The sequence below is a fragment of the Achromobacter sp. DH1f genome (genome assembly GCF_000633435.1).
Classification (GTDB): Bacteria; Pseudomonadota; Gammaproteobacteria; order Burkholderiales; family Burkholderiaceae_B; genus Achromobacter; species Achromobacter deleyi.
The window spans coordinates 116,998-135,717 of sequence record NZ_AYMF01000036.1; the positions used below are offsets into that span (position 1 = coordinate 116,998).

Sequence of the window (18,720 nt, forward strand, 5' to 3'; positions counted from 1 at the left end):
GATGGCGGGCACCGACACCCTTGCCAAGTACCGCGCCAAGCGCAATTTCGACGTCACCGCGGAACCCGCGGACGGCGGCGAAGCGAATGAGGCGGCGCGCGCCTTCGTCATCCAGAAGCACTGGGCCAGCCACCTGCACTACGATTTCCGGCTGGAACTGGATGGCGCCATGAAAAGCTGGGCCGTGCCCAAGGGCCCCAGCTTTGACCCTGCCGTCAAGCGCATGGCGGTGCAGGTCGAAGATCACCCCATCGCCTACAACCAGTTCGAAGGCCAGATTCCCAAGGGCCAGTATGGCGCGGGCAAGGTCATCATCTGGGACGAGGGCACCTGGGCGCCGGTGGGTGACCCGGCAGATGGCTATCGGCGCGGGCATCTCAAGTTCGACCTGCACGGCGTGAAGCTGCGGGGGCGCTGGGCCTTGATCCGCATGAAGGGCAAGGACTCGGACAAGCAGCCGCCATGGCTGCTGGTGAAAGACCGGGATGACTATGCGCGCGATGCCGACGCGTTCAGTGTCGTGGACGAACAGCCCGACAGCGTGGTGCCGCTGCGCAAGGCGCCTGCATCGAAGCGCGCATCAGCCACCGCGCCCCGCCTGCCTGGCGAGGCGGCCGACTGCCCCAAGACGCTCAAGCCGCAATTGGCCACCCTGGTCGAAGGCGTGCCCGATGCCGCGCCCGACTGGCTGTACGAAATGAAGTTCGACGGCTACCGGCTGCTGGCCCGCGTGGACAAGGGCGACGTCAAGCTGTACACCCGCAATGGCCACGACTGGGGCCCTAAGCTGCCGCACCTGGTGCAGGCCTTCAGCCGGCTGCCCGTGCAGAATGCCTGGATCGACGGCGAAATCGTGATGCTGGGCGATAACGGCGCGCCCAGCTTCCAGGCGCTGCAAAATGCCTTCGACGGCCAACGCACCGGCGGCATCGTGTTCTACGCGTTCGACCTGCCGTACGTGGCAGGCCGCGACCTGCGCCAGGAGCCGCTGCGCGTGCGCCGCGGCTTGCTGGCGCAAGTGATGGACGTGGCTGATGACGATGCCCTGCGCTTCAGTGAGGCGTTCGACGCCGCACCGGCGGACCTGGTGGCGTCGGCCTGCAAGATGGGCCTGGAAGGCATCATCGCCAAGCGCCTCTCATCACCCTATGCCTCGCGGCGCAGCGACAGCTGGATCAAGCTCAAGTGCGGCCGCCGCCAGGAATTCGTCGTCATCGGCTACACCGACCCCAAGGGGGCGCGCGTCGGGCTGGGCGCCTTGCTGCTGGCCTATCACGGCGACGATGGGGCCTTGGTCTACGCCGGCAAGGTCGGCACGGGTTTCGACGACTCGGGCCTGGCCGCGCTGCAACAACGCCTGGCCCGGCTGGAAACCGCCAAGCCTGCCGCCCACGTCCCGGGCAGCAGCCGCGATACGCACTGGGTCAAGCCCCAGCTCGTGGCCGAAGTGTCGTTCAGCGAATGGACCGGCGCGGGCCACGTGCGGCATCCGGTCTTCCAGGGCCTGCGCAAGGACAAGCCGGCGCGCGCCATCACCCAGGAGACGCCCGTGAGCGCAACCGCTGTGAAAACCGATCGTAGTGCCGGCAAGCCTGCCCGGGCAAAGGCCGCGAAAACGGCGCTCGCCAAGCGATCCGGCAAGGCCACCGCCGGCAAGCTGACCCATCCCGAACGCGTCGTCGACGCATCCACCGGCCTGACCAAGCTGGACCTGGCGCGCTACTACGCGCTGGTCGCGCCGCTGTTGCTGCGCCACCTGAAGGCCCGCCCGGTGTCGTTCCTGCGCGCCCCGGACGGCATCGACGGCGAGCGGTTCTTTCAGAAGCACCTGGAAGCGCCGATGCCCGGCGTGCGCGCGCTGCCTAAATCGCTGGACCCCGGCCATGCGCCACTGGTGGAAGTGCCCACCGCGCAGGCCGTGCTGTCGGCCGTACAGATGAACGTGGTCGAATTCCATACCTGGAACGCGGTCAAGACGGCCATCGACAAGCCGGACCGCATGCTGTTCGACCTGGACCCCGGCGAAGGCGTGTCCTGGAAATCGGTGCAGCGCGCCACCCACCTGCTGCACGTGATGCTGGACGAGATCGGCCTGCAAAGCTGGCTCAAGACCAGCGGCGGCAAGGGCCTGCACATCGTCGTGCCGCTACGCCGGCAGTACGACTGGGACACGGTCAAGGCGTTTTCGCAGGCCATCGTGCAGCACCTGGCCAAGACGCTGCCCCAGCTGTTCGTGGCCAAGAGCGGCCCGAAGAATCGCGTCGGCAAGATCTTTGCCGACTACCTGCGCAATGGCTTTGGCGCGACCACGGTGGCGGCCTGGTCGGCCCGCGCGCGGCCGGGCATGGGCGTATCGGTGCCGCTGGCCTGGGACGAGCTGGGCGACGTGCCCGCCAGCGACACATGGACGGTCGCCAACATCCACACTCGGCTGGACGTCGGCGATACGCCCTGGGACGACTACCGGCCGCAGGCGCTGGGGGCGGCCATGAAGGCCATGGGGTTCAAGCCGGACGGCACCTGACCGCCGCCGCCGCCGCCGCCGCCGCCGCCAAAAAAATCGGGGGGAAGCCGGCGCATGCCGGCTTCCCCCCGAGGCTTTCCAGGGAAACAGTACCTGTTGGCTTACAGGGCCTGCATCTCGGTGTTGGCGTTGCGAGCCGGTTGCGCTGCGGCCGGCTTGGGCGCCGCGGGCGGGTTCACCGCCGGCACGGCCGTATTGGCTGCGGCGCTGTCCGTCACCGGCACTTCCACGTACGGCAGGTGCAGCGTCTGGCTGGTCATGGCGCGAATCTGGTTGGTCAGCGCGGGGCTGTCATTCAGCTTCTGGCCATACGACGGGATGATTTCCTTCAGGCGCGTCTTCCAGCCGGCTTCCATCTGCTGCGGGAAGGCTTTGGCCAACAGGTTCAGCATGATGGGGGGCGAGGTCGATGCGCCGGGCGAAGCACCCAGCAGCGCGGCGATGGTGTTGTCCTTGTCGGTCACGACTTCGGTGCCGAACTGCAGGATCGGGCCCTTTTCCGGATCGCGCTTGATGACCTGCACGCGTTCGCCGGCCGTCACCAGGCGCCAGTCTTCACGCTTGGCCTGCGGGAAATACTTCAGCAACTGGGCGTGGCGGTCTTCGTCCGTCAGGCGGGCCTGGTTGACCAGGTACTTCACCAGGTCCAGGTTTTCCAGCCCGACGTCGACCATGCTGGTGACGTTGTTGTGGTTCACCGACGAGAACAGGTCGAACGCCGAGCCTTCCTTCAGGAACTTGGTCGTGGCCAGCGCGAACGGGCCGAACAGCACCACCGGCTTGCCGTCGAGCTTGCGCGCGTCCAGGTGGGGCACCGACATCGGTGGGGAATCCGTGTCGGCCATGCCGTAGGCCTTGACGTCGTGGCGTCCGGCGATGGACGACGCGTCAAACGCCAGGAACTGGCCGCCCACCGGGAAGCCGGCGTAGTTCTTCGATTCGGGAATGCCCGACATCTGCAGCACCTTCAACGAAGCGCCGCCGGCGCCGATGAAGACAAAGCGCGCCTTGGTGGTGCGTTCCTGGTTGGTCTTCAGGTCCTTGACCGTGACGTTCCAGGTCTTGTCGTCGTTCTGGCGCAGGGCGGTGACTTCATGCTGCAGCTGCAGCTTGAAGTTGGGGTTGCGCTGCAGGCCCTGGGTGAGCTGGTTGGTGATGACGCCGAAGTTCACGTCGGTGCCCAGCGGCATGTAGGTGGCGGCAACCTTCTGATTGGGGTCGCGGCCTTCCATCAACAGCGGCGCCCATTGCTTGATCTGGGCGGCGTCGGTGGAATATTGCATGCCGTAGAACAGCGGGCTCTTGACCAGCGCGTCGCGGCGCTTGCGCAGGTATTCGATGCGGTCATCGCCCCACACGAAGCTCATGTGGCCCGTGGGATTGATGAAGTCCGAGGGCTGGCCCAGGCGGCCGGCCTTGACCTGATGCGCCCAGAACTGGCGCGAGATCTCGAACTGTTCGGCGATGTTGATGGCGCGCTTGATGTCGACCGAGCCATCGGGCATTTCGGGGGTGTAGTTCAGTTCGGCAAAGCCCGAGTGGCCGGTACCCGCATTGTTCCAGCCATTGGAGCTTTCCAGTGCCACGCCGTCCAGGCGTTCGAAGAGCTCGACGTGCCAGTCCGGCTGCAATTCCTGCAGATAGGTGGCCAGCGTCACGCTCATGATGCCGCCGCCGACGAGCACGGCGTCGACCGGCTTGTCGTTCTCGGCTGCCGGGACTGACCGCTGGTGCAGCGGCCAATAAAGAAACAGCGCCGCCGCAATGACCAGCAATGCAGCCAGGCTGCCCACGATTTTGAGGAACTTTCTCATGGGTTAGAGACCTTTTGGTTCAAAGGATTATTTTTTTCTTATGGGGACTTACAGGTAGACAGGGGTGGGCACCTCCGTGGCGGTCAAGCACGCGAAAGGCCGCCCGGGCGTCTGTGGACATGCGCCGGGATCAGGCAATCGGGCAAAAGTGGATCAAACGCCGACCGGGCCGGCGTGGGGTGTCGCTGCAGCTTGGAATGAGGGCAGGCTGGCCAGAGACTAGACGATTCTCGTTCCGTCTAGGGGAATACCCCGATGAAGCGTGGTGGTTTCCAAGGGGCGAGATTGTATACAAGCTTGATCCGTTGAAAATAGGTAAAATTCCCAAATTGGACAAAATGTCCTATTTACCCTGTTGGAGATCAATCATGGCTGCCTCTGCGCGTTTTGCCCAATCCCTGGCCCGCCTGCCCGTCGCACCGGCCTCGGCGGTCAAGAAAGACGGATGGCGCGGCATCGTTCGCACCCTCGCAGCGGGCGAAGGCCGGTTGTTGGTCACCAACCACAATGAACCTGAAGCGGTCATCCTCAGCATCGCCGAATACACCGGCATGGTCGACGCCCTGCAAGCGGCCCGCGAGGCGACACCAGACCCCATGGCAGAACTGCGCCAGCGTTTCGATCAACGCCTGGCGGCCCTGAAAGAAGCCTCGGCGGCAGACCGGCTGCGCGACATCATGCGTAACCCGGGCAAGCTCGACGGCGGTGTCAAGGCCGGGTCGACGTACTGATGAGCCGCCCGGTCCTGTATGTGCTGGCCGGCGTGAATGGCGCCGGCAAGAGCTCCGTGGGCGGCCATGTGCTGACGCAAGCCGGAATGACCTGGTTCAACCCGGACAGCTACGCCCGGGAACTGATGCAATTGCGTGGCGGTGCGCTGCAAGAAGCCAACGGGCAGGCCTGGCAAGAGGGCGTACGCCGCCTGGACGACGCAATCGAAGGCGGCTTCAGCTTCGCTTTCGAGACCACGCTGGGCGGCCGGACCATCGTCGAGAAGCTGATCGCGGCCGCGGGCTCTCACGACATCCTCATGTGGTTCTGCGGACTGCGCGATGCCGAACAGCACATTGCGCGCGTGGCGTTCCGGGTGACGCAGGGCGGGCATCCCATTCCCGAGGAACGGATTCGCGAACGCTGCCTGACGTCGTATCGCAATCTGCTGGATCTGATGCCCCGTCTGGCGTACCTGCGGGTGTATGACAACAGCGCCGATGTCCTGGCGGGGCAGTCCGTTCCCGAGCCTCGGCGGGTGCTGCAAATCGACGCAGGCAACGTCATTTTTCCCTCGGCGATGCAGGATATGGCGGCGACGCCGGAATGGGCAAAGCCGCTTGTCGAAGCCGCATTGTCGGCGGACAGTACCGGGCGAGCGCGGCACGGCGATTGCTGACGGAGCAGGGCGAGCCGCATGGGCGGCTTGCCGAATCTCTTGAAGGAATCGGACCATCATGGGCACTGCACCGAATCATCGAAAACCCGCCGCCCCAGGCGGTGACGCGCCGGACCAGTCACCCGCCGAGACGCCCGAGCCCGTGCCGGGCAAGGGCCAGACTGACGACAAGGGCCGTTCGCCGCCCGACAGCCTGCCCAATCCGATGCCGGATGTCGATCCGCAACAGACGCCAGGCATCGACCGGCTGTGAATGGCGGTCTTGACACCTGAACCCGCAGCCGCCCTCTGGAGGCCTCTCATGAAAACTCGACACGCTGTGGCAGCACTGATTGCCCTGACGACCTTGGCCGGCTCCGGCGGATCGGCCGATACCCGTTGATCTGATCGCACGCCTGCAACGGCAGGCGTTACGCGCGGCTCTCTGACAGGCGCGGAGCGGGTGCGTCCGGTGTGTCCTCGCGGCGCGTGCCAATACCCCGCCACTGCGCAACAATGCCCATCGTCACGATCACCGCCGCGAGTATCGCCGTGTACAGCACCTCGTTGCGGTACGTGCCTTCCAGCACCATCGTCACCAGCGCCGCGATGATGCAGACGATGACCAGGTAGGTCAGCCACGGAAACAGCCACATCTTGAATTTCAGTTCCACGCCCTGTGCCTGCAGGCGCTGGCGCATGCGCAGCTGCGAGCAGGCGATGGCCAGGTAGACGAACAGGGCGATGGTGCCGGTGGCCTGCATCAGCACGTCGTACACGTCCATCTTGGACGTGGCCATCATCCATACGGCGACGAAGGCGAAGACGCTGGAAATCAGCACGCCGACATAGGGCGTGCCGGTGTCGCGGCCGGTGATCTGCATGATGCGGTGGGCGTCGCCGCGTTTGGACAGCGAATAGAGCATGCGCGAGGCCGTGTACAGCGCCGAGTTGAAGCAGCTGCACACCGAGGTCAGCACGATGAAGTTCACGATCAGCTGTGCGTGCGGGATGCCCAGCGCGTCCAGCGCCACGTTGTAGGTGCCGTGCGTGGGGTCGGTCAGGGCGGGCGCGTTATAGGGCACCAGGCACACGACGATGAAGATCGACCCCACGTAGAACAGGCAGATGCGCCAGACCACCGAGCGCGTGGTCTTGATGATTTCGCGGCCCGGGTTGGCGGATTCGGCGGCGGCGACGGTGACGATCTCGGCGCCGATGAAGGCGAACATCACGCCCAGCAGCGCCACCACCACGGCCTTGGGCCCGTTGGGCATGAAGCCCTGGCTGGTCAGGTGCGACCAGCCGTTGGCATTGCCCCACGGCCACACGTGCACCAGCGCCAGGCTGCCCATGATGAGGAAGATGACGATGGCCACGACCTTGATGAGGGCGAACCAGAATTCGAATTCACCGTAGTTGCGCACGTTCAGGAAGTTGACGACGATGAGCGACACGGTGACCAGCAGGCCGTAGCCCCAGGCCGGCACCATGGGGAACCAGCCGTGCAGGATCTGGCCGGCGACGTAGGCTTCCCAGCCCATCAGCAGCGCCCAGAAATACCAGTAGAGCCAGCCGATGGTGAAGCCGGCCCAGCGCCCGATGGCGCGGTCGGCGTAGGTGGAAAACGAACCGGTGTCGGGCTGGGCGACGGCCATTTCGCCCAGCATGCGCATGGCCAGGATGACCAGCAGGCCGCCGCCGATGTAGGCCAGGATGACGGCCGGGCCGGCCAGCGCGATCTGCTTGCCCGAGCCCACGAACAGCGCCGCGCCGATGACACCCGCGATGGACATCATCGTGAGATGGCGCGATTTCAGGCCGCCTTTGAGTTCCGTGTTGGGGGTATTGGCCAACGTCTTCTCCTCTCCGAATGGCAGGGGCCATGGCGTGTCCGCCATCGGAATGGAAAAGAGGCCTGTCCCCAGCCGGTTTATCGCTATTGGTTGTGCGAAAGAGGATACGTCAGCGCGCGGGCGCACAGGCACCCGAGCCACGCTCTGTTGCAAGTGCAAGAATTTTGTTGCCGGGCCGGCGTGGGGGCGTGTGTCTCACGCGTGGGCCGGCCCAGGCAGACTTGCTGCGGACTCAGGGCGCGACGGGCTGCGGGTCGGGAAAGCGCCACGAACCATTCAGGATCTCGTCACCGGGCTGATATAGCCTGACCGTGTAGTTCCAGCCCGGCATGATGGGCAGGCAGTTCGCGATCTTGCCGTCGCAGCCGCCGAACTGGATGAGGATCGAGCCGTCGCTGCCTTGCTTGGCGGTGAGGTTGTTCAACGAATAGGCGTCGTACGGATTCTTCTGAAAATAGCCTTCGGCGTTGTAGACGCTGACCGACCAGAAGCTCTTGACCGGCACCTTGTCGACCTTGAGCCGGTACACGACCTTGCCATCGTTCTGCGCGATCTTGCCGTTCAGGTAGGTGGCGTCCTTGGCGGGGTTGCCGCCCCAGCCGGCCGCGGTGCCCAGCAGATGCTGGATCGGGTCCACCGTGGCGGCGGTGCCGAACGCGCGGTCGTAGTTCGGCATGGTGGCGGCCAGCACCAGCAGGGCGTCGCGCACCTTGTTCTGGCTGGTTGTGTCCCACTTGGGCACGGTGAAGGCGCCGGGCTGGGCCTGGCTGACCTTGATGGCGTCTTGCAGCGCGTGCACTTGCGCCAGGTCCTTTGGGTCGGCGGGGTCGACCAGGGTGCGGATGGCAACGAACACGTAGCGGGTGCCGATATCCTCTTTTTTAAGCGTGTGGGTGCCGGCGCCGTAGAACACGGCGGGAACGTAATGGTTTTCGTCAACGACCAGGGTCGACATGAAGCGCTTGCCGGCTTCGGGCAGCGTGATCGTGACGGGGCCGGCGTCCAGGTCGAAGACGGCCTGCGAATACAGCGTGTCGCGATTCATGCGGATGACGTTCTGGGCGTCGATGGCGACCATGGCGCGGCTGTGCACGAATTTGCCCAGGCCGCCGTCGGCCACCATCTTGCCCAGGTACAGGTCGGACTCGGCGCGGGCGAAGTTGTCGACCGTGACCAGGGTGGCCGCGTCGGGCGCGGGCTGGGCGTGGGCGCTGGCGATGGCGGCCAGTGTCAGGGCGATGATGCGGGGCGCGAAGGAATGCGACATGGGAAAGCCTCTGGAATGGGAAATCGCCGCGAATGTACCCTGGGGGTCTGGGCGAAAACCGTGGAAAATGCACGGGCGAGACAGATCGCCATGAACAATGAGACGTTGCTGAGGGAGGCCCCATGAAATACGGCAGCAGGAGGCTTGCGGGATGGCTGGGCGGCATGTTGACCGTCATCGGCCTGTCGGGCGGCGGGGCCGCGCAGGCGGTCACGCAGAACACGGCGTTGATGCAGGCGATTGCGCGCGAGATCGCCCACAGCGACGAGCTGGCCGGCATCGACTGGGTGGAAGTGACCGCGGTATTCGGCGTGGACGGCGACGGCGACGTGAACGAAAGCTATGGCTACGCCTACGACCGCGCGGGCCAGCCCCACGCCGTGGCCTTTCTGGAAGACCCCATCGAGCGCGAAGTGCGGCGCTACCGCGAGTGGCTGCGGCCGCAGGCGGACAAGGGCTTCATCAAGATGCTGTTCCAGTTCAACCGCGACACCCGCCGCGCCAACGCCGATTTCGAATACGACGATCCGCATCGGTGGCAGGTCACGCCCGCCAATATCGATACCATTACCGAGACGCTGCGGCCGTCGCTGGGCGACTGACGCCGCGTCGCATACAGCCCCCATGGTTGCGCCGACCCGACCTTGCCATGACTGAACACGCAGACGCTTTCCCGGGCAGCCCGGACGCGCCCATCATTGCCTACGACACGTTCGAGGCCGCCAATCTGTTCCTGGCGGCCGGGCGAACGCGGCAAGAGGTGCTGGCGCGCATCGGCCTGACCGAACCGCAATGGGACCGCCTCTCCGGCATCTACAAGTGGTTTCCGTATGCCGGGGATGGCAGCGCCCGGCGCGCGTATTTCAATGGCCTGGACGACAGCGAGATCTACCGCCGGGTGCTGCCGCCGCGCTGGAAGGTGCCGCCGGAAGACGCGGCGGTATTGCGTGGCACCTGGCACATTCGCGAGGCGGTGCGGCGCAACCCCTATATCGGTCCGTTCGCCGACTGTGGCTGGCCTGTCACCTGGATCGCGGCGCACCCGGAGGCCTCGCTGTGCGGCTATATCCACGATGGCACGACCGTGTATTTCAATGGCCGTGCGCTGACCGATCGCCAGGGCCAGGCGCTGGCGGTGGATGCGCCCAGCTTCGAGCCGGTGGGCGGGCGCTGGCTGCGCGACAGGAATCACGTCTATGGCCAGGGGGAATTCGGCTCGCGCCCGACCCCGTACTGGTACGTGGTGGACGGCGCCGACCGCGCCAGCTTCCAGGCGCTGAACCTGCGCTATGCACGCGATGCGGCGCGGGCCTACTACATCACGGGCAAGACGATCCGCACGAAAAGCGCCGAGGCGTTCGAGGTCGTGCCCGAGCTGCGGCTGAATTACCGCGACGTTGCGCGCGAACCCTTGTTCGACGTCAGCGTCATCGCCCGCGACCGCGAGGCGGTGTACTTCTACGGCGCCCGCCTGAAGGGCGCGCGGCCCGAGGCCTTTCGCGATCTGGGGCATGGCTATGCCACGGACGGCGCGACCGTCTGGTATCTGGAGGCCAAGCAGGTGTTGGACGGCGCCGATGCCGCGACCTTCGTCGTGCCGGGCCCGGGCGAACCCGGCGTGCAGGGCCGCTCAGGCCAACGCGCCGCCAGTGACCGCCACCGGCCTTACGCGCGCGGCGTCGCGCTGACCCCGGCGCAATGCGTCGAAGACTGGCGGGCCTACTTCGAAGCCCGCCCTGACCTGCACGACTGGTGGTGGCACCGCCTGGCCCGGGGCGGCTGAAGACGCGGACAAGGGCTGTCAGCGTAGCGGGACATCGAAATCCACGGGCACCGTTTCGACCGGGCCGGGCAGGGTGGCGTCCAGCCGCGCGACTGTCCCCTGGAAGAAAACCGCCATGAGGGGCGGGCCGTCGGTATTGTCCAGGGCCATGGCGCCGATCTGGCGCAGCGCGCGGCCGGTGGCATCGGCGGCGGTCAGCACCATGGGAGACTGCACGTAGGGCAGCCTGGCCGGGTCCAGCAGCACCAGGTTGTCGCGGACGGTGATGCCTGCCACGGAACCGTCCACGGGCAGCGCATGGCGTTCGAAAGAGACCATGCGGGTGACGGACAGCCGGCCCTTGGCGCGCACGGGCGCCACGGGAAATTGCCGCGGGTCGAAACGGATGCCGTCTTCCACGCGATCATAGGCCTGGCCTTCACGCACATCGATCGGCTTGCCCCGGGCGTCCAGGAAGGTGACGGACACCGCGCGGTCCAGCCCGAAGCGCGTGGCCGGGGCAATGAAGCGGTCGCTCAGCACGTCGGGGTAGCCGAAGCGGATGACGGGTTGGCCTTCGCGTTCGATACGCGCGGTGGTGAGGCGGGCGGCAACGTCCGGGCGCGACAGCTCCTGCGGGCGGTCGGGGGCCACGTGGTCATAGACGGAGCCGGCCAGCGCCAACGGCGTCAGGTCCACGTTGCGCAGGGTATGGCCCAGCGGCAGCACCGACGTCGCCAGCGGCCGCGTCAAGGTGGCACCGCCCGGCACCATCAGCGTGACGCGCACTCGGGCCACCTGGCCCTGGAAGGCGTAGTGCGCCCGCAACTGGCCGCCGGTTTCGCGGAAACCCGCGCGGTCCAATAGCGTGGCGGTGTCGGGCACGGTGAGCGTGCCGGCGGCGGCCTGTGCGCTCAGGCGGTCGAATGCCTGCACGCGGGCATCGAGCGGCGTGGCGCTGCCCCACAGGCGCACGTGATTGAACAAGGGCTGCCCGCCCGCATCCAGCGCCTCGATCAACACCGCATTGCTGTTGAAGCCCTGCGGGCTGACGCCGTCGGCCTGGGTGACGCCGATCTCGACGCGGTGGCCGTCGATGGACCGCAGCGTGAAGGCGAAGCCGCCCAGCGTGCGCGGCTTGCCGAGGTCGGCGGGCGTGAAGTCGACATGCGGCGTGGACTTGGGCAGCGCGATGGTGAGTTCGCCGTCCAGCGATTCGGGCGTGCGCAGCGTGCCGGCCGGCTGCGTCAGCGTCAGCGCCTGGCCCTGCTGGCCGACCGAGATGGTCACGCCGCTGCGTGCGGGGGCGTCCAGGGGGATGTCGCCGCCATCCAGGAAGCGGACCTTGCGCCAGGTGTAGGTGTGCGGGTAGGGCAGGGCAAAGGGCTCCACCACGCCGATGTCGCCGCGCTCGTTCAGTGCGCCGACCACGCCGGCCGCGAACACATCGGCCATGCGGCCGGTGTCGGGGTAGTCGTTGACCGCCTGAAAGGGCGACCCTGTATGCAAGGTCTGCGCCGGCGGCTGGCGCAGCATGTCTTCGCTGCGCCATTGCTGGTGCAGGATGAACAGCATGTCGGTCAGCGCCTGGCGGGTGGGGGCGTCGGCGACCTGGGCTATGCGGGCCTGGCGCGCCTCGGTGACCACGGGCGTTGCAGGCACTGCGTGGGCGGGCAGGGCCAGGCCCAGGCTGGCGGTCAGGAGCAGACGGGCAAGCGTGGCGGATAGACGGGTCACGGTATGCGGTCCTGGCGGGTTCCGATCAGGGATGCCTATTGTATTGATTCGAGCCAGGGCGTCCGGCGGGCCCCGCGCGTCACGGGGAAACCCGATATAAAACTTTGCATAGCCTCCATGATCCAGCGTTATGCGTGATACCAGGGAGGGGCGTCTTGATGATAGGGAATAGTCATTGAAATCAATGCGTTAAGCCGTCGCTGGAAAAGTCGTGCGTAACGTGGCGCAAGGGCTATGAAGCCATTTCGGATTTGCGCCGACGCATGCATGATGGGGTCTTCCGCCAGGCGCGCCGCAGTGCGCCTGCCCATGCGTTGGAACTTCTGATGACCTTCGATCTGACCCTGCACAACGGCCGCATCGTCACGGCCGAGGCCGACTTTGTCGGCGACATCGGTATCGTCGATGGCGCCATTGCCGCCATCGCGGCGACGCTGCCGCCGGGCCGGCGCGCCATCGATGCGACCGGCCGGCTGGTCATGCCGGGCGGCATCGACAGCCATTGCCACGTGGAACAGCTGTCCAGCATGGGCGTGCTGTGCGCCGACGACTGGTACACCGCGTCCGTGTCGGCGGCGCATGGCGGCAACACCACCATCGTGCCGTTCGCCGCGCAGCATCGCGGCCAGTCGCTGCGCCAGGTTGCCGATGCCTATGCCGCGTCGGCCGCCGAGAAGTCGGTGATCGACTACAGCTACCACCTGATCATTTCGGACCCCACGCCCGAGACCCTGAACCGCGACCTGCCCGAGCTGATTCGCGCAGGCATTACGTCGTTCAAGGTCTTCATGACCTACGACAAGCTCAAACTGGACGACCGCCAATTGCTGGACGTGTTCGCCATTGCCGCACGCGAAGGCGCGCTGCCGATGGTGCATGCCGAGAACAACGACGTGATCAGCTGGATCGCGCGCCACTTGCTGGCGGCCGGTCACACCGCGCCCAAGTACCACGCCGTCAGCCATGACCCGATCGCCGAAAGCGAAGCCACGCAGCGCGCCATCAGCCTGGCCGCGGTGCTGGAAGTGCCGGTGCTGATCGTGCACGTGTCGACCCAGGGCGGCGCGCAGGCGATCCATGCCGCGCAGACGCTGGGCGCGCCGGTGTACGGCGAGACCTGCCCGCACTATCTGCTGCTGACCGCCGAGGATATCGACATTCCCGGCGTCGAAGGCGCCAAGTTCTGCTGCAGCCCGCCGCCGCGCGACCCGGTGTCGCAACATGCGCTGTGGCAAAGCCTGGACAGCGGCACGCTGGCCCTGCTGTCGTCCGATCACGCGCCGTACCGCTACGACGAATCGGGCAAGCTGCCGGCCGGCGACGCCACCACGTTCAAGCAGATCGCCAACGGCCTGCCGGGCCTGGAAGTGCGCATGCCGCTGCTGTTTTCCGAAGGGGTGCGCAGCGGCCGCCTGACACTGCAGCAGTTCGTGGCGCTGACCTCGACCAACCATGCCCGCATGTATGGCCTGTACCCCAGGAAGGGCACGCTGGCGGTGGGCGCCGATGCCGACATCGCGATCTGGGACCCGGAAAAGACCGTGACCCTGCGCGCCGACGACCTGCATGACGCCGTGGGCTACACCCCCTACGAAGGCCGCCAGGTCACCGGCTGGCCCACCACCGTCATCAGCCGCGGCGAGGTGATCGTGGACGATGGCGTGCTGCAGGCCGCTCGCGGCCGTGGCAACTTCATTGCCCGCGGCCTGCCCGCGCCGCTGCAGAAAGCGCGCGAGATCAGCCCGCGCGCCGCCCTGCTGCGCAAGATTTTCCCGGCCGAGATCACGTCCTGAAGGACGGCGCACGGCCCTCGAACCCCAGCGATAGCCCCCCGGAGACTGATATCGTGAGCAACACCCAACCCGCGCGAAAAATGGACCTTGCGGTCGCCCAGATGGGCGCCGTCAATCTGGCGGACACCCGTGCGGTCGTCGTGCGCCGCCTGGTCGACATGATGCGCGAGGCCGCCGCCCGCAAGGCCGAGTTCGTGGTCTTTCCCGAACTGGCGCTGACGACCTTCTTTCCGCGCTACTGGATGGAAGACGCCGAGGCGGTCGAGCGCTATTTCGAAAAGACCATGCCCAACGCCGACGTGCAGCCGCTGTTCGACACGGCGCGCGAGCTGGGTATCGGCTTTTACCTGGGCTATGCCGAACTGACGCCGGAAGGCCGCCAGTTCAATACCGCCATCCTGGTGGACCGCCAGGCCAAGATCATCGGCAAGTACCGCAAGATCCACCTGCCGGGCCATTCCGACCACAAGCCGGATGCGCCGTTCCAGCATCTGGAAAAGAAGTTCTTCGAAGTCGGCGACCTGGGCTTTGGCGTGTGGGACACCAACGACGTCAAGATCGGCATGTGCCTGTGCAATGACCGCCGCTGGCCGGAAACGTACCGAGTGATGTCGCTGCAAAGCGCCGAGCTGATCGTGCTGGGCTACAACACGCCGTCGCTGAACATCCACTGGAACGAACCCGCGCACCTGCGCACCACCACGCACGAAATCGTGCTGCAGGCCAGCGCCTACCAGAATGCCGTGTGGGTGGCTGCCGCCGCCAAGTGCGGCTTTGAAGATGGCCACCACATGATCGGCAGCTCGATGATCGTGGCGCCGTCGGGCGAGATCGTGGCGCGTTCCAGCGGCGAGGAAGACGAAGTGATCACCGCGCGCATCGACCTGGCCATGGGCCAGACGTTCCGCGACCACGTCTTCAACTTCGCCAAGCACCGCAGCCCGCAGCACTACAAGCTGATCGTCGAGCGCACGGGCGCCGGCGACCCGCTGCCCGTGGCGGAAATCAGCTAGGCCGGCGCCAGGCTTCGTGCCGTGTCACCCCACGCCCTAGGCCCGCTGAAGAATGGCCTGCGTCATCGCAGGCAGTTCCTTTTTGACGATCTGCGAAAACTGCGTCAGGAAGGCCTTGGCAATCGAGGGCGGCGGTTCGATGCGGGAATGCGACACGTGCACGAACAGCGGTATGGCCGGTTCGATGCGGCGCACCACCAGGCCATGCATCAGGGCGTCCGTCAGGCCGTAGGAATCCACCAGGGCGATGCCCACGCCCTGGCGCACGAACGAGCAGGCCGTCTGCGACGAGCGCACTTCGATCGCCGGGGTCAGGATGTGGCCCAGCGGGTCCAGGTGCTCGAACAGGGTTTCGCCCAGCGGCGTGTCGCGGCTGTAGCCCACCAGCATTTCGCCAGCCAGCATCGCCGGGGCAATCACGCTTTCGCGGGCCAGCCGATGCCCCGCCGGCAGGACGCAGACGATTTCGCCGTGCGCCAGTTCGGTGGTGATCAGGTTGGGGTGTTCGGGCTTGAAGATCGAAATGGCGATGTCGGCATAGCCCAGCAGCAATTGGGGCAGCAGGGCATCCATGCCCAGCGGCCGGTAGCGGATGCGCACGCCGGGATTGCGGGCGCAGAACTTTGCCGTGGCCGCGGGAATCAGCCATTCACCGAAGCTGGGGCTGGACACCACGCTGACCAGGCCGCCTCCGTGGCCGGCCAGGCCGGCCGCCATGTCGTTCAGGCGGTTGACGCCCGCCTGAATGGATTCGACTTCCTGGAACAGCTTGCGCGCTTCCTTGGTGGGGTGCAGGCGGCCCTTGAAGCGCTCGAACAGCGCGTAGCCCAGCCGCAGTTCGATCGAGGCCAGCACGCGGCTGATGGCCGGTTGCGTCACATGCAACAGCCGGCCGGCCGCGCTCAGCGAGCCCGTGATCATGATGGCGTGGAAAACCTCGATCTGGCGCAAATTCAACGGCGCAGACCGGACCTTTCCGGGTAATTGAGACATGCTGCGTGATTTCCTCTTGACCTGGGCGCTACTCGGAATTCATCCGGTTCGCCTCGAATTGCAAGGATTCTACTCAATGGCGACGAATGCTCGCATCACCCTGGTAAACCCGAACTCCCTGGTCAAGGTCACCGAGGCCATCGGCCGCGCCGTCCTGCCATTCGGCCATCTGCCGCTGGATTTCCGCTGCCTGACGTCCACGGATGGCCCGGCCGGCATCCAGACGCAGGCCGAAGCCGACGCCAGCATCGCGCCCATGGCGCGGCTGGTGCGGCAGGAAGCCGCCGCCACCGATGCCTTCATCGTGGCCTGCTTCAGCGACCCGGGCCTGCACGGCTTGCGCGACCTGGTGCCGGTGCCCGTGCTGGGCATCGGTGAGTGCTCGGTGCTGACGGCCATGAGCATCGGCACCCGGGTCGGCGTGATCGCCATCGCCAGCGCCGCGGTGCCGCGCCACCTGCGCTATTTCCGCGCCATGGGCGTGGCCGATCGCATCTGCGGGGAACTGGCGCTGGACATGCAGGTGAGCCAGCTGGCCGACGCCGACCTGGCGTTCCAGCGCATGGCGGCGGTGGGCAAGACGCTGCGCGATGGCCACGGCGCCGACGTGCTGATCATGGGCTGCGCCGGCATGGCGGACCTGCGCGCCCGGCTGGAAGACGCTTGCGGCCTGCCGGTGGTGGAGCCGACCCAGGCGGCGGTGGCGATGGCGGTCGGGCGGGTGGCCGGCCGCGCCTGATCCGACGGCCCGCCGCGACGGGCCTTGATGACCGCCATGGCGGGCCAGCCCCTATGCTGGCAGCCCCTATGCCGCCTGCTGCACGTAGTGGCCCGCGGCCACCTGCACCAACTGCGTCACGACCGGGTTGTCGCCCACCTTGCGGATCGGGCTGGGAATGTCGCGCGCCGCGCGCACGCTGCGCTGGTGGCGCCGTGTCGGATCGGGCACCGGCACTGCCGACAGCAGGCGCTGGGTATACGGATGGCGCGGCCGGTGCAGCACTTCCTGGGTGGGGCCGATCTCGACGATCTGGCCCATGTACATGACGGCCACGCGGTGGCTGACCTTTTCCACCACCGCGATGTCGTGCGAGATGAACAGGTACGACAGGCCCATTTCGGCCTGCAGTTCCTTCATCAGCTCGATGACGCGCGCCTGCACCGACACGTCCAGCGCCGACACCGGTTCGTCGGCCACGATGATCTTGGGGTTCACGCTCAGCGCGCGGGCGATGCATAGCCGCTGGCGCTGGCCGCCCGAGAACTGATGCGCATAGCGGTCCAGGAACTCGCGCGGCAGACTCACGCGTTCCAGCAATTGAGCGGCGCGTTCGCGGCGCTGTTCGCGGGTATGGCCGCCATGCACCTTGAGCGGCTCGCTGACCAGGTCCCAGGCATGCAGGCGCGGGTTCAGTGACGCGTACGGGTCCTGGAAGATCATCTGGATGTGGCGCCGCATCGCTCGCATCTGGTCAGGCGACATATGCGTGACGTCCTGGCCGTCCAGGCGGATCGAGCCTTCGGTGGGCTGCACCAGCTTCATCAACAGGCGCCCGGTGGTGGACTTGCCCGAGCCGGACTCGCCCACCAGCGCCAGGGTCTCCCCGGCGCGCAGGTCGAACGACACGCCTTCGACCGCATGCACATTGGCCACCACCTTGCCGAACGCGCCGGCCTTGACCGGAAAGCGCTTGGCCAGGCCGGCCACTTGCAGCACCGGCGGGCGCTCGCGCACCGCGGCCTCGTCGGGGGACCCGTCGCCCAGCCGCGGCACGGCGGCCAGCAGGTCGCGCGTGTAGGGCTGGGTGGGCGCATCGAACAGCGTCGCGGTGGCGCTTTCCTCGACCTTGTCGCCATGGCGCATGACTACCACGCGGTCCGCGATTTCGGCCACCACGCCCATGTCGTGGGTGATGAACAGCACGGCCATGCCGACCTCGCGCTGCAATTCGCGGATCAGGTCGATGATCTCGGCCTGCACCGTGACGTCCAGCGCGGTGGTGGGTTCGTCGGCAATCAAGAGCTGCGGCCGGCAGGCCAGCGCCATGGCGATCATCACGCGCTGGCGCATGCCGCCGGACAGGTCGCCCGGGTACTGCGTCATGCGGCGTTCGGGCTCCGACATCTTCACGGCGGTCAGCATGGCCTGGGCGCGCTGCCAGGCCTCGGCCCGCGAGATGTCCTGATGCAGCAGATAGACTTCCGCCAATTGATCGCCCACCGTCATGACCGGGTTGAGCGAAGTCATGGGCTCCTGGAAGATCATGGAGATCTCGTTGCCGCGGATGCGGCGTAGCGCCGCTTCTTCCAGGGCGAACAGGTCCACCTCGCGGCCGTCGCGCGGCACGAAGCGGGCGCTGCCGCGGGCGATGCGGCCGCCGGCGCGCTCGATCAGGCGCAGGATGGACAGGGCCGTCACCGACTTGCCCGAGCCGGACTCGCCCACCAGGGCCACCGTTTCACCGCGGCCGATGGTGAAGTCCAGCGACTTCACCGCCCGGTACGGCTGGGCGCGCGCGCCAAATTCCACGCACAGGTCCTGCACCGCCAGCAAGGTCTCGGTCTTGGGGCTCTCCGTCATGGGGCTCTCCG

Annotated in this window: 15 protein-coding genes; 9 read left to right on the forward strand and 6 right to left on the reverse strand. The window is 66.7% G+C overall.

From position 1 onward, the window contains the following. Position 1 precedes the first annotated feature (1 nt). Positions 2–2,524 (forward strand): DNA ligase D, encoded by a 2,523-nt coding sequence (ligD, locus tag U858_RS0128915; protein ID WP_025140601.1) that lies wholly within the window; start codon positions 2–4, stop codon positions 2,522–2,524. A gap of 101 nt (positions 2,525–2,625) precedes the next feature. Here the strand turns inward: ligD and mqo are convergent, their stop codons facing one another. After that, the gene (gene mqo / locus U858_RS0128920; protein ID WP_025140602.1) at positions 2,626–4,338 is read right to left on the reverse strand and encodes a malate dehydrogenase (quinone); all 1,713 of its coding nucleotides are present in this window, start codon (positions 4,336–4,338) and stop codon (positions 2,626–2,628) included. 368 nt (positions 4,339–4,706) lie between these two features. Here mqo and U858_RS35780 point away from each other — a divergent pair, with 368 nt between their 5' ends. From U858_RS35780 to U858_RS0128935, 3 genes are read left to right on the forward strand one after another with little or no spacing between them, the layout of a single operon-like run. Beyond that, a complete protein-coding gene (locus tag U858_RS35780) occupies positions 4,707–5,069 on the forward strand; it encodes a type II toxin-antitoxin system prevent-host-death family antitoxin (RefSeq protein WP_025140603.1) in 363 nt (120 codons plus the stop codon). Beyond that, the gene (locus tag U858_RS0128930; RefSeq protein WP_025140604.1) at positions 5,069–5,728 is read left to right on the forward strand and encodes a zeta toxin family protein; all 660 of its coding nucleotides are present in this window, start codon (positions 5,069–5,071) and stop codon (positions 5,726–5,728) included. Before U858_RS35780 ends, U858_RS0128930 begins: the two co-directional genes overlap by 1 nt. Before the next feature lie 58 nt (positions 5,729–5,786). Then, the gene (locus U858_RS0128935) at positions 5,787–5,981 is read left to right on the forward strand and encodes a hypothetical protein (protein ID WP_025140605.1); all 195 of its coding nucleotides are present in this window, start codon (positions 5,787–5,789) and stop codon (positions 5,979–5,981) included. Positions 5,982–6,138: 157 nt separating this feature from the next. On the opposite strand, the gene U858_RS0128940 is transcribed toward U858_RS0128935, so the two are convergent. Continuing rightward, positions 6,139–7,506 (reverse strand): amino acid permease, encoded by a 1,368-nt coding sequence (locus U858_RS0128940; protein WP_232786632.1) that lies wholly within the window; start codon positions 7,504–7,506, stop codon positions 6,139–6,141. Positions 7,507–7,795: 289 nt separating this feature from the next. Further along, positions 7,796–8,830, reverse strand: coding sequence for a DUF1254 domain-containing protein (locus U858_RS0128945; protein ID WP_025140607.1), 1,035 nt, complete (start codon positions 8,828–8,830; stop codon positions 7,796–7,798). 122 nt (positions 8,831–8,952) lie between these two features. On the opposite strand from U858_RS0128945, the gene U858_RS0128950 reads away from it, so the two are divergent. Next, complete coding sequence (locus U858_RS0128950) at positions 8,953–9,432, forward strand: hypothetical protein (RefSeq protein ID WP_025140608.1); 480 nt, start codon at positions 8,953–8,955, stop codon at positions 9,430–9,432. A 47-nt stretch (positions 9,433–9,479) separates the two neighbouring features. Then, entirely contained in the window at positions 9,480–10,613 is a 1,134-nt protein-coding gene (locus U858_RS0128955) for a DKNYY domain-containing protein (RefSeq protein ID WP_025140609.1), read from the forward strand. Positions 10,614–10,631: 18 nt separating this feature from the next. On the opposite strand, the gene U858_RS0128960 is transcribed toward U858_RS0128955, so the two are convergent. Beyond that, the gene (locus tag U858_RS0128960; RefSeq protein ID WP_025140610.1) at positions 10,632–12,329 is read right to left on the reverse strand and encodes a hypothetical protein; all 1,698 of its coding nucleotides are present in this window, start codon (positions 12,327–12,329) and stop codon (positions 10,632–10,634) included. Between the two features lie 326 nt (positions 12,330–12,655). On the opposite strand from U858_RS0128960, the gene hydA reads away from it, so the two are divergent. After that, positions 12,656–14,122, forward strand: coding sequence for a dihydropyrimidinase (gene hydA, locus U858_RS0128965; RefSeq protein WP_025140611.1), 1,467 nt, complete (start codon positions 12,656–12,658; stop codon positions 14,120–14,122). A gap of 80 nt (positions 14,123–14,202) precedes the next feature. Next, entirely contained in the window at positions 14,203–15,135 is a 933-nt protein-coding gene (locus U858_RS0128970; RefSeq protein ID WP_025140612.1) for an N-carbamoyl-D-amino-acid hydrolase, read from the forward strand. 36 nt (positions 15,136–15,171) lie between these two features. Here U858_RS0128970 and U858_RS0128975 read toward each other — a convergent pair whose 3' ends face one another. Continuing rightward, positions 15,172–16,128 (reverse strand): LysR family transcriptional regulator, encoded by a 957-nt coding sequence (locus U858_RS0128975; RefSeq protein ID WP_025140613.1) that lies wholly within the window; start codon positions 16,126–16,128, stop codon positions 15,172–15,174. Between the two features lie 76 nt (positions 16,129–16,204). On the opposite strand from U858_RS0128975, the gene U858_RS0128980 reads away from it, so the two are divergent. Then, a complete protein-coding gene (locus U858_RS0128980; RefSeq protein ID WP_025140614.1) occupies positions 16,205–16,867 on the forward strand; it encodes an aspartate/glutamate racemase family protein in 663 nt (220 codons plus the stop codon). Between the two features lie 66 nt (positions 16,868–16,933). On the opposite strand, the gene U858_RS0128985 is transcribed toward U858_RS0128980, so the two are convergent. Next, a complete protein-coding gene (locus U858_RS0128985; protein WP_025140615.1) occupies positions 16,934–18,709 on the reverse strand; it encodes an ABC transporter ATP-binding protein in 1,776 nt (591 codons plus the stop codon). Positions 18,710–18,720 lie beyond the last annotated feature (11 nt).

Bases quoted from the DNA above. Each gene is read 5' to 3' on its own strand.
- U858_RS0128940 (WP_232786632.1), bottom strand. From the start codon at position 7,506: ATGATGTCCATCGCGGGTGTCATCGGCGCGGCGCTGTTCGTGGGCTCG.
- U858_RS0128975 (WP_025140613.1), bottom strand. From the start codon at position 16,128: ATGTCTCAATTACCCGGAAAGGTCCGGTCTGCGCCGTTGAATTTGCGC.
- U858_RS0128985 (WP_025140615.1), bottom strand. From the start codon at position 18,709: ATGACGGAGAGCCCCAAGACCGAGACCTTGCTGGCGGTGCAGGACCTG.
- U858_RS0128935 (WP_025140605.1), top strand. From the start codon at position 5,787: ATGGGCACTGCACCGAATCATCGAAAACCCGCCGCCCCAGGCGGTGAC.
- mqo (WP_025140602.1), bottom strand. From the start codon at position 4,338: ATGAGAAAGTTCCTCAAAATCGTGGGCAGCCTGGCTGCATTGCTGGTC.
- U858_RS0128945 (WP_025140607.1), bottom strand. From the start codon at position 8,830: ATGTCGCATTCCTTCGCGCCCCGCATCATCGCCCTGACACTGGCCGCC.
- U858_RS0128930 (WP_025140604.1), top strand. From the start codon at position 5,069: ATGAGCCGCCCGGTCCTGTATGTGCTGGCCGGCGTGAATGGCGCCGGC.
- U858_RS0128980 (WP_025140614.1), top strand. From the start codon at position 16,205: ATGGCGACGAATGCTCGCATCACCCTGGTAAACCCGAACTCCCTGGTC.
- hydA (WP_025140611.1), top strand. From the start codon at position 12,656: ATGACCTTCGATCTGACCCTGCACAACGGCCGCATCGTCACGGCCGAG.
- U858_RS0128950 (WP_025140608.1), top strand. From the start codon at position 8,953: ATGAAATACGGCAGCAGGAGGCTTGCGGGATGGCTGGGCGGCATGTTG.
- U858_RS0128955 (WP_025140609.1), top strand. From the start codon at position 9,480: ATGACTGAACACGCAGACGCTTTCCCGGGCAGCCCGGACGCGCCCATC.
- U858_RS0128970 (WP_025140612.1), top strand. From the start codon at position 14,203: ATGGACCTTGCGGTCGCCCAGATGGGCGCCGTCAATCTGGCGGACACC.
- ligD (WP_025140601.1), top strand. From the start codon at position 2: ATGGCGGGCACCGACACCCTTGCCAAGTACCGCGCCAAGCGCAATTTC.
- U858_RS35780 (WP_025140603.1), top strand. From the start codon at position 4,707: ATGGCTGCCTCTGCGCGTTTTGCCCAATCCCTGGCCCGCCTGCCCGTC.